The sequence below is a fragment of the Rhodococcus antarcticus genome (genome assembly GCF_026153295.1).
In the GTDB taxonomy this organism is placed as follows: Bacteria; Actinomycetota; Actinomycetes; order Mycobacteriales; family Mycobacteriaceae; genus Rhodococcus_D; species Rhodococcus_D antarcticus.
The window spans coordinates 2112528-2125460 of record NZ_CP110615.1; the positions used below are offsets into that span (position 1 = coordinate 2112528).

The window sequence follows — 12933 nt, forward strand, 5'->3', positions numbered from 1 at the left end:
GGGGGGCGGGTCCTGGCCGATGCTATCGGCCGACGGCGCCCGGACCGGGCGCGGGCGGCTGCAGCGCGTCCCACCCCAGCACGTGGCCGCCGAGGCGCTGCGCCAGCCCGGCCATCCGGGAGCGCTCCTGGGAGCAGTGCAGCGCGTCCAGCACCTGCACGCGGGCGAGCACCAGGTCGGCCCCGCTCCCGTCGGTCCGGTCGGTGGGGGCGTACCCGTCCTGCGCCGCCGTCGCGGCCGCCTGCTCCCGGCCGACCTCCGGCAGCACCAGGTGGTGGCGGAGCACCGCCTGGCCCGCGGGCACCCACGTCCTCGAGCGCTCCAGCGCCGTGGAGCAGGCCTCCACCTCGTCGAAGCCCTGCACCACCACCACCAGGTCGTCGCGAGCCGGGTCCAGCACGTCCACCTCACCCCGGGCGAACAGCTTCCGCACCGTGTCCAACAGGCCCACGAGAACCCCTTCCACCGCCTCGACCTGCGCCGTCGCCCTCGCGCGGCACGCCTGCGCACCGTGCCCCTCGACACGATCCGGCGCCACCGGGCACCCCGGGGCGCCAAGTCAACGACGACGCGTCATACTTCTCCTCGTGACGAGCGCAGCAGCGACCTCCGGGACCGCCATCACCCAACGCGTGCACTCGCTGAACCGTCCCAACATGGTCAGCGTGGGCACCATCGTGTGGCTCTCCAGCGAGCTCATGTTCTTCGCCGGACTGTTCGCGATGTACTTCACCGCGCGCGCCCAGGTCGGGCCCACGGAGGGGTGGCCGTCGCCACCGACCGAGCTGAACCTGCCCTACTCGCTGGTGTTCACGGTGATCCTGGTGGCGTCGTCGTTCACCTGCCAGCTCGGCGTGTTCGCCGCCGAGCGCGGCGACGTGTTCGGGCTGCGCAAGTGGTACGTCATCACCTTGCTGATGGGACTGACCTTCGTCCTCGGCCAGGCGAACGAGTACCGCACGCTGGTCACTGAGGGCACCACGATCTCCTCCAGCGCCTACGGCACCGTGTACTACATGACGACCGGCTTCCACGGGCTGCACGTCGTCGGCGGTCTGCTCGCCTTCATCTTCCTCATCGCGCGCACCAAGATGAGCAAGTTCACCCCGGCGCAGGCCACCGCAGCGATCGTCGTGTCCTACTACTGGCACTTCGTCGACGTCGTCTGGGTCGCCCTGTTCGCCACCATCTACTTCGTGCGGTGACACCGGTGCCCGCCCACCTTCCCGCTGCTGACAGCACCGTCCCCGAGTGCAAGGGATCACGATGAGCTCCTCCACCCCACTCACGCCCTCCGACGACGACGTCGCCGTGAGCTCCCCGCGCCTGGTCGCCTCCAGCCGCAACCGTGGCGGGCGGTCCCGGCTGCGCCGTCGCGTCAGCGGGATGCTGGTGCTGGTCATGGCGCTGCTGGGCGCGGGCTTCCTCGCCACCGCGCTGACGCCGAACGCCCAGGTCGCCGTCGCGCAGGACGATCCGACGCTGGTCCGCCAGGGCAAGCAACTCTACGCCAACGCGTGCATCACCTGCCACGGCGCGAACCTGCAGGGTGTGCAGGACCGCGGTCCCAGCCTCATCGGCGTGGGTGAGGCTGCGGTCTACTTCCAGGTCTCGAGCGGCCGGATGCCGGCCGTGCGCAACGAGGCCCAGGCCGCGCGCAAGCCGGCCAAGTTCACCGCTGCGGAGACCGACCAGCTCGGCGCGTACATCCAGGCCAACGGTGGTGGGCCGACGGTTCCCCGCAACGCCGACGGCTCGATCGCCTCCACCTCCCTGGTGGGCAGCGACGTCGCACGCGGCAGCCAGCTGTTCCGGCTGAACTGCGCGTCCTGCCACAACTTCACCGGCCGCGGCGGGGCGCTGTCCTCGGGCAAGTACGCGCCGAACCTCGACCAGGCGACCGAGGCGCAGATCTACACGGCGATGACGTCGGGCCCGCAGAACATGCCCAAGTTCTCCGACCGCCAGCTCTCCGTGGAGGAGAAGGGCGACATCATCGCCTACGTCAACGCCGCCACCCAGGACTCCGCCCCCGGCGGCTACTCCCTGGGCGGCCTCGGGCCCGTCTCCGAGGGCCTGTTCATCTGGATCGTCGGCATCGTGGCGCTCGTCGGCGCCACCCTCTGGGTGGGAGCAAAGGCATGAGCGGGCAGGACGACACACCGAGGCCCACCCCCGAGCAGCTCGCGGCCATGAGCCACGACGAGCTCGTGCGCCTGGGCTCCACGCTCGACGACGTCGAGATCGCCTACCGCCAGGAACGCTGGCCGGTTCCCGGGACGCGGGCGGAGAAGCGCGCCGAGCGGGCGGTCGCCGGGTGGTTCCTCCTCGCCGGGGTGTCCTCCCTCGCCGCCGTGGCGGTCTTCCTGTTCTGGCCGTGGGAGTACAGCGGAGCCGCCACCGCCAACCACGGCCTGTACGTGTTCTACACGCCACTCCTCGGCACCACGATCGGCCTGGCCATCCTCGGGATCGGAGTGGGCGTCATCGCCTACTCCAAGAAGTTCATCCCCGAGGAGATCTCGGTCCAGCAGCGCCACACCGGCGGATCTCCCGAGGTCGACCAGAAGACCACCGTCGCCGTCCTCAGCGACTCCCTGCAGACCTCGGGCATCATGCGGCGCACCCTCATCAAGCGCAGCCTGGGCTTCGGTGCCGGTGCCCTCGGGATCATGGCCGTCATTCCTCTCGGCGGGCTCGTCAAGAACCCCTGGGCCCAGGGCGACAGCTCCCCGCTGTGGACCTCCGGCTGGACCCCGACGAACGACGAGAAGATCTACCTCCGCCGGGACACCGGCCGCTCCGACGACGTTGTGCTGGTCCGCCCCGAGGACCTCGCCGCCGGCGCCATCGAGACCGTGTTCCCGTTCCGGGAGTCCGAGCGCGGCGACCACGAGGCCCTCCTCGCCGCACTGCACCGCTCCGACAACCCTGTCATGCTGATCCGGCTGCGACCTGACGCCGCAGCAATGGTGGTCAAGCGATCCGGGCAGGAGGACTTCAACTATGGCGACTACTACGCGTACTCGAAGATCTGCACGCACCTTGGTTGTCCCACCTCGCTGTACGAGTCGCAGACCAACCGGATCCTGTGCCCGTGCCACCAGTCACAGTTCGACGCCCTGACCTACGCCAAGCCCATCTTCGGGCCGGCAGCACGTGCCCTGCCCCAGCTCCCCATCGAGGTTGATGAGGCCGGCTACATGGTGGCGAAGGGCAACTTCATCGAATCGCTCGGCCCGGCCTTCTGGGAGCGGAAGTCATGACCACAACGATCCCCACGCAGAACCGCACGGAGCAGGCAGCCGCGGGTGCGGCCACCTGGGCCGACGACCGTTACCACCTCTCGGCGGGTCTCCGTCGCCAGGTGAACAAGGTCTTCCCGACGCACTGGTCGTTCCTGCTCGGCGAGATCGCCCTGTACAGCTTCGTCATCCTGCTCGTCTCGGGCGTGTACCTCACCATCTTCTTCGACCCGTCCCTGGCGGAGGTCACCTACAACGGTGCCTACCCCAACCTGCGCGGCATCGAGATGTCCCGGGCCTACGAGACGGCGCTGAACATCAGCTTCGAGGTCCGCGGCGGGCTGTTCGTCCGGCAGATCCACCACTGGGCTGCCCTGCTCTTCCTCGCGGCCATGGTCGTGCACCTGTTCCGGGTCTTCTTCACCGGAGCCTTCCGCAAGCCCCGCGAGGCCAACTGGGTGCTCGGTGCGCTGCTGCTCATCCTCGGCATCGTCGAGGGCTTCATGGGCTACGGCCTCCCCGACGACCTGCTCTCGGGCACGGGCCTCCGCATCACCTCGGCCATCATGCTGTCGCTTCCTGTCATCGGGACGTGGACTCACTGGCTCGTGTTCGGCGGTGAGTTCCCGGGCAACCTCATCATCGACCGGCTCTACATCGCCCACGTGCTGCTCGTCCCGGCCATCCTGCTGGCACTCATCGCGGCCCACCTCGCTCTGGTCTGGTACCAAAAGCACACGCAGTTCCCCGGCCCGGGCCGGACCGAGAAGAACGTGGTCGGCGTCCGCATCATGCCGATCTTCGCGGTCAAGGCGGGCGGATTCTTCGCGGTCACCTTCGGCGTGCTGGCCATCATGTCCGGCGTGTTCCAGATCAACCCCATCTGGACCCTCGGGCCCTACAACCCCTCGCAGATCTCCGCTGGCTCGCAGCCCGACTGGTACATGGGCTTCACCGACGGTGCAGCTCGACTGTGGCCCGCGTGGGAGATCTACCCGTTCGGCCACACCGTTCCTGCCGTGGTGCCGGTGGCCCTGCTGCTCGGTGCGATCTTCGGGGTGCTGATCGCCTACCCGTTCATCGAGCAGTGGCTCACCAAGGACAAGGCTGCGCACAACATCCTGCAGCGGCCGCGGGACGTCCCGGTGCGCACCTCGCTGGGTGCCATGGCCATCACCTTCTACCTGGTGCTGACCATCTCCGCGGCGAACGACATCATCGCCTACCACTTCGACATCTCGCTGAACGCGATGACGTGGATGGGGCGCACCCTCACGCTGCTCCTGCCGCCGATCGTCTACATGATCACCTACCGGTTCTGCCTGGGCCTGCAGCGGTCCGACCGGGACGTGCTCGAGCACGGGGTCGAGACCGGCATCATCAAGCGCCTGCCGCACGGTGAGTTCGTCGAGGTGCACCAGCCCCTCGGCGGCGTCGACGAGCACGGTCACGCCATCCCCCTGGAGTACCAGGGCGGCGTGGTGCCGAAGAAGATGAACAAGCTGGGCTCGGCCGGACGTCCGGGCCGCGGCAGCCTGCTCAAGCCCGACCCGATCGAGGAGACGCAGGCGCTCGACGCTGCGGAGCACCGCGGCGAGTCCGAGCAGCGCCGCGCGCTGGCCGGCAAGCCGGATGCAGGCAAGCCGGTCGACCCGCGCGACTAGCGTCGACCCCGCAACACGAGAGGCCTCGGACCCGAGTGGTTCGGGGCCTTTCGCGTGCGTAGGACACTCCCGCGCGGGCCGCACCCACCGCCGGGCTCGCCCCGTTCCCGGTGTGGACACCAGCAGGGTCCCGCCAGCTCGGAGCGGAGGCCTCCACGAGGTCGGGGCTCTCCCCACCTTGTTGAGCCAGCAGGGGTGGCTGAGGGCAGGGCGACTGGGCGGGCCCACGGGCGGTCCGCTACCAGCCAGTGACCTCAGCCCGAGCAGGTACCGACGGTGCGGTGGTCGAACGGTGCCCTCCCCCACCCTCCCCGACGCTCCACCACGGACTGCTCGGCATGCAGCACCGATCTCCGTGTCAGCGCTGCCGGTGCGGGCAGCGCTGCCGGTGCGGGCGGTGCTGCCGGTGCTGCCGGTGCGGGCGGTGCAGGCGGTAGGGGCGGTGGGGCGGTGCGGGCGGTGCCGGGCGGTGCGAGCGGTGCGAGCGGTGCGAGCGGTGGTCCACCGTGCCGCCCAGTGCTGCCCGCGTGCACCAGGACGCTCGCCCGGGGATCGTTGCGGCGGGCATCGTGGACTCTCGCGGCATCCCCACGCGGCGCGAAGCTGTGGCCCCGCCCGCGGGACTCCTCGGCCGCCCCCGAGCGTCCCCCCGCGACCCGTTCCTGACCGGTCCCTGACCCCGAGCCCCGCATCTCACGAAGGATCGCAGCCCTGCTGGCCGGACGACCTGGGAGGCGTCCGTCGTCGTCAGGACCTCCAGACCCTCCCGCTCCCCTGGTACAGGGCTGGCGGGTACCCGTGCGGGGGGCCTGTGCGGGGGGCCTGTGCGGGCAACCCGGTACAGGGCCGGTACAGAGCCCGTAGCGGGCCGCTCGATCCCGAGGGCACCCTGCTCACCCCGCAGCACCGCCCCGGGTGCGTGCCCGTGCTAAGCCGGTCCGCCGTCCGTGCCCTGATCGCCACTGGCGTGGCGCGACCTGGGGCTGAGGACCGGTGGTGGTGGACGTTGGTGCCGCGCGTCGAGCGCGAGCGACCGACGCGCGGCCTGCTCGTACGGGCCACCAGGTGGCCCACCACCACACGTCCTTCCGCCGGGTGGGATTGCCCGAGGCTTGACGACACCTGAGCCTTGACGACACCCGGGACGCAGCACGGCCCCCGTGCTCACCAGGAGCGCGGGGGCCGTGCGGGGCGCGACTAGTGGCGCTCGGGTCCGAGGTGGTACTCGAACACGAGACCCGCCGCCATGATGACGACCACGACCAGCGCGATGACGATGAACCACCAGGCGTAGAAGGCGATGGCCAGGGCCGTCATGCCGGCGGCCGCCGCGAGCCCGATGGGCCAGTAGCTGCCGGGGCTGAAGAAGCCGAGGTCACCGGAGCCGTCGCTGACCTCGGCGTCGCCGTAGTCCTCGGGCCGCAGCGCGAGACGCCGAGCCACGAACCGGAAGTAGGTACCGATGATGAGGGTGAAGCCGCCGGAGAGGGCGATGGCCGTGATGCCCACGGGCTCGCGGGAGAACACGCCGTAGATGATCGCGACGACGAAGAAGAAGACCGTCAGGAGCTCGAAGATCCTGGACTCGACCCTCATGTCAGCTCCTCACTGCCCTTCGGCGACGCTGGCGGACCGCGCCGTCGTGTCGGTGTTGAACGGGTGCGTGGTGGTGGCCACGGGGCTGCAGAGGTCACCGCAGTTGATCTTGGTCAGGGCCTCTGCCGCGGTGTAGGGCGCCGCGGTCGCGGGGTTCATGGTGGTCCGCAGGCTCAGGTACTGCTGGTACACGTCGTCCGGGACCGCGCGCAGCTCGAAGTTCATCATCGAGTGGTACTGGCCGCACATCTCGGTGCACCGGCCGACGAACGCACCCTGCTTCTCCACCTGGACCTGGAAGACGTTGTCGGTGTCGTTGCGCTCCGGACGGGGGAACACGTCGCGCTTGAACAGCATCTCCGGGATGTAGAAGCCGTGGATGACGTCCTGCGAGGAGAGCGTGAACTGCACCGTCTTGTTCGTGGGGACCACCAGCAGCGGGATCTCTGTGCTCGAGCCGATCGTCGAGACGTCCTGCCCGTCGGGGGTCGTGTGTCCGGGGTAGGAGAAGTCCCAGTTCCACTGGAACGCCGTCACGTTCACCTCGACGTCCGGGTTCGCGATCTTCTTGTCCACGAAGTTCTGGGTGATCACCGTGAAGTAGAACAGGACGGCCACCATCAGGAACGGGATGATCGTGTAGACGATCTCCAGAGGCAGGTTGTACTGCGTCTGGCGCGGGAACTCCGGGGCGCCCTCCTTCTTGCGGTGGAACGTGGTGGTCCAGAAGATCAGGCCCCACACGACCACGCCAACGGCCAGCGCGGTGATGACCGACCAGCTCCACAGCTCCCGCATGCGCTCGGCCTGCGGGGTGATGCCCTCCGGCCAGCCGAAGCGGACCACCTCGGCGGTGGAGCATCCGGACACCAGGACGGCCGTGAGGCCGAGCAGCGCGACGAGTCCCGCCCGCTTGGTCCTACGAGTGCGCTCCACGCCCCACGCCTTCCTCATCGACACCAGTGCTCCCACGACCGCCGTGTACTACCGGCGGTCGTTCGGAAGGGTAGCCCAGGGTGGGTGTCGCCCGCGCCCTGGGGCGGCGCGTCCGTCGCACGGGTCCCGGGACGTCGGGTGGCATGCTGGTGGTTCCCGCTGATCACCTGGCCCGCGGGTGGTCCGACCGAGATCGAGGTGCGAAGCTCCCGTGTGTGGACTGCTCGGAACCCTGACCGCGAACGCCGATGCCGCGAGCCGTGCGGAGGCCACCGAGGCGGCGATGCGCTGCCAGCGCCACCGCGGCCCCGACGACCGCGGCAGCTGGCACGACGACGACCTCGTGCTCGGGTTCAACCGGCTCGCCTTCATCGACCTGGAGCACTCCCACCAGCCACTGCTGTGGGGGCCCCCGGAGCAGCCCGACCGCTACGCGCTGACCTTCAACGGTGAGATCTACAACTACCTCGAGCTCCGGGAGGAGCTGGCACGCGAGCACGGGGCGGTGTTCGCCACCGAGGGTGACGGCGAGGCCATCTCCGCGGCCTTCCACCACTGGGGTGCGGATGCGCTGCACCGGCTCCGGGGGATGTTCGCCTTCGGCATTTGGGACACCGTCGAGCGCACCCTGTTCCTGGCCCGCGACCCCTTCGGCATCAAGCCGCTGTTCCTCACCACCACCGCGGCGGGCACGGCGTTCAGCAGCGAGAAGAAGAGCCTGCTGGAGCTCGCCCCGTCCCTGGGCGTGGGCCTGGAGCTCGACCCCCGTGCGCTGCAGCACTACCTGGTGCTGCAGTACGTGCCGGAACCGGAGACGCTGCACGCGGAGATCACCCGCCTGGAGTCCGGCTGCCACGCGGTGGTGCGGCCCGGGCACGACCCGGTGGTCACCCGCTGGTTCACCCCCGACTTCCCGGTGCAACGGTTCGTCCAGGGCGAGGAGCAGCGCCGCTACGACGAGATCTCGGAGGTGCTGCAGGACTCGGTGGCCAAGCACATGCGGGCCGACGTCACGGTGGGCTCGTTCCTCTCCGGCGGCATCGACTCCACCGCGATCGCGGCGCTGGCCAAGCGCCACAACCCCGATCTCGTCACCTTCACCACCGGGTTCGAGCGGGCCGGCTACTCCGAGGTCGACGTGGCCGCCGAGACCGCCGAGCTGCTGGGCGTGCGACACGTGGTGCGGACAGTGGGCCCCGCCGAGTTCGCGGCGGCACTGCCGGCCATCGTCTGGTACCTCGACGACCCGGTGGCCGACCCCGCCCTGGTGCCCCTGTGGTTCGTGGCCCGCGAGGCCCGCAAGCACGTGAAGGTGGTGCTCTCCGGCGAGGGCGCCGACGAGCTGTTCGGCGGCTACACCATCTACCGGGAGCCGCTCTCGCTGGCACGCCTGACGGGCCTGCCCGCTCCGCTGCGCCGCGGGCTCGGCCGGCTCTCGTCGGTCATCCCCGAGGGGACCCGTGGCAAGGACCTGCTCCGCCGGGGCTCGCTCGACCTGGAGCAGCGCTACTACGGCAACGCCCGGATCTTCCAGGACGAGCGGCTGCGCTCGGTGCTCAAGGGCTTCGAGCCGGCCTGGGGCCACACCGACGTCACCGCGTCGGTGTACGCGCAGTCGGTCGGCTGGGACCCGGTGACGCGGATGCAGCACCTGGACCTGTTCACCTGGCTGCGCGGGGACATCCTGGTCAAGGCAGACAAGATGACCATGGCGAACTCGCTGGAGCTGCGGGTTCCGTTCCTGGACCCCGAGGTGTTCCGGGTGGCCTCGCGGCTTCCGCTGGAGGAGAAGATCTCCGCCGACACGACGAAGCACGCCCTGCGCCGCGCCCTGGCCGACATCGTGCCGGCGCACGTGCTGCACCGCCGCAAGCTCGGCTTCCCCGTCCCGCTGCGGCACTGGCTGGCGGGCGAGGAGCTGGGCGGCTGGGCCCGCGAGGTGATCAGCGCCTCGCAGACCGACCACCTCGTCGACAAGACGGCCGTGCTGGCCATGCTCGACGAGCACCGGTCCGGGACCCTGGACCACAGCCGCCGCATCTGGACGGTGCTCGTGCTGATGCTGTGGCACGGGATCTTCGTCGAGCGGCGGATCCACCCCGAGATCGCCGAGCCGCACTACCCCGTCTCGATCTAGCCGCCCGGACGACCGACGCGGGAACGAGGACCGGGTCAGACCGGGAGGACGGTCGCGATCTCCGCCGCCGCGTCCGCGCCGTACGCGCTGCGCAGGCGCTCGAGGGCCGTCTCGCGGTCGAAGCTCCACTCCTGGGTGCCCACGGTCTCGAGCACCAGCACCGCGACGAGGGAACCGAGCTGCGCGGCCCGCTCCAGTCCGAGCCCGGCGCTGCGGGCGACGAGGAAGCCACCACGGAAGGCGTCACCCACCCCCGTCGGGTCCGTCTTGTCCGCCTCCGGGACCACGGGGACGTGGATGCGGGTGCCGTCCGCCCCGACGATGTCGACGCCCTTCTCCCCCAGCGTCGTGATGCGCAGCCCGACCTGGGCCAGCACCTGCTCCTCGGAGAGCCCGGTCTTGCCGAGCATGAGGTCCCACTCGTAGTCGTTGCTGAACAGGTAGGTCGCCCCACCGATGAGCTCGGCGGCCTGCTCCCCGCTCATCCGCGCGAGCTGCTGGGAGGGGTCGGCCGCGAACGGGGTGCCCGTGGCGCGGCAGCTCTCGCTGTGCCGGACCATGGCGTCCGGGTCGTCGGCCCCGATGAGAACGATCTCCACGTCGCCGTGCGCGGCGACCAGTGCGGCGAGGTCGATCTCGCGGGCCTCGGCCATGGCCCCGGAGTAGAACGAGGCGATCTGGGCCATGTCCTGGTCGGTGGTGCAGACGAACCGGGCGGTGTGCGCGGTCTCCGACACCCGGACACCGGTGCAGTCGACCCCGTGGGCCTCGAGCCACTCGCGGTACTCGGCGAAGTCCGCTCCCACCGCCCCCACCAGCACCGGCGACCCACCGAGCACACCCATCGCGAAGGTGATGTTGCCCGCGACGCCACCGCGACGGACGACGAGGTCGTCGACCAGGAAGCTCAGCGAGACGCGGTCGAGCCGGTCGGACACCAGCTGCTCGGAGAACCGGCCCGGAAAGTGCATCAGGTGGTCGGTGGCGATGGAACCGGTGACAGCGATGGTCACTGCTGGAGGCCTTCCGTGGGAGGTCGGGGTGGGTGCGTCGTGCAGCCGGGGAGGTTACGCAGGTGTGGCCGTCCAGGCGCGGCCGAGGGCCGCCACCCGGTGCGGGTGACGGCCCTCGGACTGCAGCAGTCAGATCAGTTGAACGAGTCCCCGCACGCGCACGAACCGGTGGCGTTGGGGTTGTCGATGGTGAAGCCCTGCTTCTCGATGGTGTCGACGAAGTCGATCGAGGCGCCCTCGACGTAGGGCGCGCTCATCCGGTCGACCGCGAGGCCGACACCGGCGAAGTCCTTGACCAGGTCGCCGTCAAGGCTGCGGTCGTCGAAGAAGAGCTGGTACCGCAGGCCGGCGCAGCCACCGGGCTGGACGGCGATGCGCAGGCACAGGTCGTCACGACCCTCCTGGTCCAGCAGTGCCTTGGCCTTCGCCGCCGCGGCGTCGGTCATGACGACCTTGTGGGTCTCCGCGACCGCCGTGTCGGCCGGGGTCTCGAGGGCCTGGGTGCCCGTGGCCGACTCGGTGGTGGTCTCGTCCTGGACGCTCATGCTGTCTCCCTCGCTGTGCGTGCTCCCCGTGCAGGCGGAGCCTGTGGGCACGCTGGTGCTCGTGCTGCCCGGTTCAACGGTACCCCTCGCCGCCGTGTTCCCCGCTCGGCGGGCGCTCCGTCCGGGACGGGTCGTTAGTCTGGAGCCGTGAGACTCCTCAAGCGCGGCAGCAACGACACCCCCACCGTCGTGCCCGAGGCGGTGCCCGTGTCGCTGGGCAAGGGTCGACCCACTCCCAAGCGCCGCGACGCCGAGGCCCGCAAGCGCGGCCCCGTGCCGCCGCCACCGACCACGCAGCGCCAGGCGTACAAGCGCTCCAAGGCCACCGGCGGCACCAAGCTGGACCGGAAGGCGGCCTCTGCCGATCGCCGTGAGCGGATGATGGCCGGCGACGACGCCCACGTCCTGCCCCGTGACCGCGGTCCGGCCCGCGCGCTGGCCCGCGACGTCGTCGACTCCCGCCGCAACCTCATCGGGCTGTTCATGCCGCTGGCCCTGGTGGTCGTCATCCTCTACTTCCTGGCTCCCGCCACCTCCAACGCCGTGTCGCTGGGGATGCTCGCGGCGATCGTCGTCATGGTCGTCGAGGGCGTGTTCCTGGCCCGACTGGTCTCCGGTCGGGTCCACGAGCGCTTCCCCGACGAGCCCGCCGGTGCGGTGAAGCTGGGCTGGTACTCCTTCGTCCGCGCCTCGCAGCTCCGCAGGCTGCGGGCCCCCCGCCCGCGCGTGCAGCCCGGCGACGCCGTCTGAGCAGCGCGGGTCGCCGCGTCCCGTCGGCCGTCGTCGCTAGGGTCGGTGCATGAAGTTCCGTCGCCTCGGCCGCAGCGGCCTGTCCATCAGCGAGATCTCCTACGGCAACTGGCTCACCCACGGTGGTCAGGTGGAGGAGGACGCGGCCAAGGCCTGCGTCGCCGCCGCGCTCGACGTGGGCATCACCACCTTCGACACCGCCGACGTCTACGCCGCGACCCGGGCCGAGGAGGTCCTCGGCCGCGCGCTGGCCGGTGAGCGGCGCGAGGGGCTGGAGATCTTCACCAAGGTCTACTGGCCCACGGGGGCCGGGGAGAACGACAAGGGGCTGGGCCGCAAGCACCTGCTCGAGTCGATCGAGGGCTCGCTGCGACGGCTGCAGACCGACCACGTGGACCTCTACCAGGCCCACCGGTACGACCGCACCACCCCGCTCGAGGAGACCATGACGGCCTTCGCGGACATCGTGCGCGCCGGCAAGGCCCTCTACATCGGTGTCTCGGAGTGGAACGCCGACCAGATCACCGCAGGTGCCGCGCTGGCCCGCGAGCTGAAGGTCCCCCTCGTCTCCAACCAGCCGCAGTACTCGATGCTGTGGCGGGTGCCCGAGGCGGAGGTGGTCCCGGCCAGCGAGCGCGAGGGCCTCTCCCAGATCGTCTGGTCCCCCGTGGCCCAGGGCGTGCTCAGCGGCAAGTACGTGCCCGGCGAAGCCCTGCCCGAGGGCAGCCGGGCCCAGCACGAGGACACCCAGGGCGCGATCGCCCGGTGGATGGGCGACGACGTCCTCGGCCGCGTGCAGAAGCTGAGGCCGATCGCGGACCAGGCCGGGCTCACCATGGCCCAGCTCGCGGTCGCGTGGGTCCTGCAGAACCCGAACGTCGCCTCGGCGATCATCGGGGCGAGCAAGCCCGAGCAGGTGCGCAGCAACGCCGAGGCCGCGGGCGTCGTGCTCGAGGCAGACCTCATGGCCCGGGTCGACGAGGTGCTCGGCGACGCCGTGGTGTCCGACCCGCGCAAGTACGCGGGCACGTTGTAGGACCGGCCGGG

The 12933-nt window shown here is 70.5% G+C and carries 12 protein-coding genes; 7 read left to right on the forward strand and 5 right to left on the reverse strand.

Annotated features, from left to right (window positions below):
- Nucleotides 1-22: 22 nt before the first annotated feature.
- The gene (locus tag RHODO2019_RS10095; RefSeq protein WP_265384720.1) at nt 23-445 is read right to left on the reverse strand and encodes a hypothetical protein; all 423 of its coding nucleotides are present in this window, start codon (nt 443-445) and stop codon (nt 23-25) included.
- Between the two features lie 142 nt (nt 446-587).
- On the opposite strand from RHODO2019_RS10095, the gene ctaE reads away from it, so the two are divergent.
- From ctaE to qcrB, 4 genes are all read left to right on the forward strand, one after another.
- Entirely contained in the window at nt 588-1205 is a 618-nt protein-coding gene (gene ctaE / locus RHODO2019_RS10100; RefSeq protein WP_265381682.1) for an aa3-type cytochrome oxidase subunit III, read from the forward strand.
- 61 nt (nt 1206-1266) lie between these two features.
- A complete protein-coding gene (gene qcrC, locus RHODO2019_RS10105; RefSeq protein ID WP_265381683.1) occupies nt 1267-2145 on the forward strand; it encodes a cytochrome bc1 complex diheme cytochrome c subunit in 879 nt (292 codons plus the stop codon).
- A complete protein-coding gene (gene qcrA / locus RHODO2019_RS10110) occupies nt 2142-3266 on the forward strand; it encodes a cytochrome bc1 complex Rieske iron-sulfur subunit (RefSeq protein WP_265381684.1) in 1125 nt (374 codons plus the stop codon). The genes qcrC and qcrA overlap by 4 nt, the downstream gene beginning before the upstream one ends.
- Nucleotides 3263-4909 carry a cytochrome bc1 complex cytochrome b subunit gene (gene qcrB / locus RHODO2019_RS10115; RefSeq protein ID WP_265381685.1) on the forward strand — a complete coding sequence of 549 codons (1647 nt, stop codon included), beginning with the start codon at nt 3263-3265 and terminating at the stop codon, nt 4907-4909. The genes qcrA and qcrB overlap by 4 nt, the downstream gene beginning before the upstream one ends.
- Nucleotides 4910-6106: 1197 nt before the next feature.
- Here qcrB and RHODO2019_RS10120 read toward each other — a convergent pair.
- Together RHODO2019_RS10120 and ctaC are read right to left on the reverse strand one after the other, a co-directional pair.
- Nucleotides 6107-6505, reverse strand: a complete 399-nt coding sequence (locus tag RHODO2019_RS10120) for a cytochrome c oxidase subunit 4 (protein WP_265381686.1) — start codon at nt 6503-6505, stop codon at nt 6107-6109.
- 9 nt (nt 6506-6514) lie between these two features.
- Nucleotides 6515-7459, reverse strand: a complete 945-nt coding sequence (ctaC, locus tag RHODO2019_RS10125; protein WP_265384721.1) for an aa3-type cytochrome oxidase subunit II — start codon at nt 7457-7459, stop codon at nt 6515-6517.
- A 193-nt stretch (nt 7460-7652) separates the two neighbouring features.
- Between ctaC and asnB the strand changes: the two genes are divergently transcribed.
- The gene (asnB, locus tag RHODO2019_RS10130) at nt 7653-9578 is read left to right on the forward strand and encodes an asparagine synthase (glutamine-hydrolyzing) (protein ID WP_435532107.1); all 1926 of its coding nucleotides are present in this window, start codon (nt 7653-7655) and stop codon (nt 9576-9578) included.
- Between the two features lie 35 nt (nt 9579-9613).
- Here asnB and RHODO2019_RS10135 read toward each other — a convergent pair whose 3' ends face one another.
- Together RHODO2019_RS10135 and RHODO2019_RS10140 are read right to left on the reverse strand one after the other, a co-directional pair.
- Nucleotides 9614-10591 (reverse strand): carbohydrate kinase family protein, encoded by a 978-nt coding sequence (locus RHODO2019_RS10135; protein ID WP_265381687.1) that lies wholly within the window; start codon nt 10589-10591, stop codon nt 9614-9616.
- A 134-nt stretch (nt 10592-10725) separates the two neighbouring features.
- Nucleotides 10726-11136 (reverse strand): iron-sulfur cluster assembly accessory protein, encoded by a 411-nt coding sequence (locus RHODO2019_RS10140; protein WP_435532108.1) that lies wholly within the window; start codon nt 11134-11136, stop codon nt 10726-10728.
- A gap of 147 nt (nt 11137-11283) precedes the next feature.
- On the opposite strand from RHODO2019_RS10140, the gene RHODO2019_RS10145 reads away from it, so the two are divergent.
- Both RHODO2019_RS10145 and RHODO2019_RS10150 read left to right on the forward strand, forming a co-directional pair.
- Entirely contained in the window at nt 11284-11886 is a 603-nt protein-coding gene (locus tag RHODO2019_RS10145; RefSeq protein WP_435532109.1) for a DUF3043 domain-containing protein, read from the forward strand.
- Between the two features lie 49 nt (nt 11887-11935).
- Nucleotides 11936-12922 carry an aldo/keto reductase family protein gene (locus RHODO2019_RS10150; protein ID WP_265381688.1) on the forward strand — a complete coding sequence of 329 codons (987 nt, stop codon included), beginning with the start codon at nt 11936-11938 and terminating at the stop codon, nt 12920-12922.
- Nucleotides 12923-12933 lie beyond the last annotated feature (11 nt).

Coding starts and splice junctions, on each gene's coding strand:
- qcrC (WP_265381683.1), top strand. CDS start 1,267: ATGAGCTCCTCCACCCCACTCACGCCCTCCGACGACGACGTCGCCGTG.
- qcrA (WP_265381684.1), top strand. CDS start 2,142: ATGAGCGGGCAGGACGACACACCGAGGCCCACCCCCGAGCAGCTCGCG.
- qcrB (WP_265381685.1), top strand. CDS start 3,263: ATGACCACAACGATCCCCACGCAGAACCGCACGGAGCAGGCAGCCGCG.
- RHODO2019_RS10120 (WP_265381686.1), bottom strand. CDS start 6,505: ATGAGGGTCGAGTCCAGGATCTTCGAGCTCCTGACGGTCTTCTTCTTC.
- ctaC (WP_265384721.1), bottom strand. CDS start 7,459: ATGAGGAAGGCGTGGGGCGTGGAGCGCACTCGTAGGACCAAGCGGGCG.
- RHODO2019_RS10140 (WP_435532108.1), bottom strand. CDS start 11,136: ATGAGCGTCCAGGACGAGACCACCACCGAGTCGGCCACGGGCACCCAG.
- RHODO2019_RS10150 (WP_265381688.1), top strand. CDS start 11,936: ATGAAGTTCCGTCGCCTCGGCCGCAGCGGCCTGTCCATCAGCGAGATC.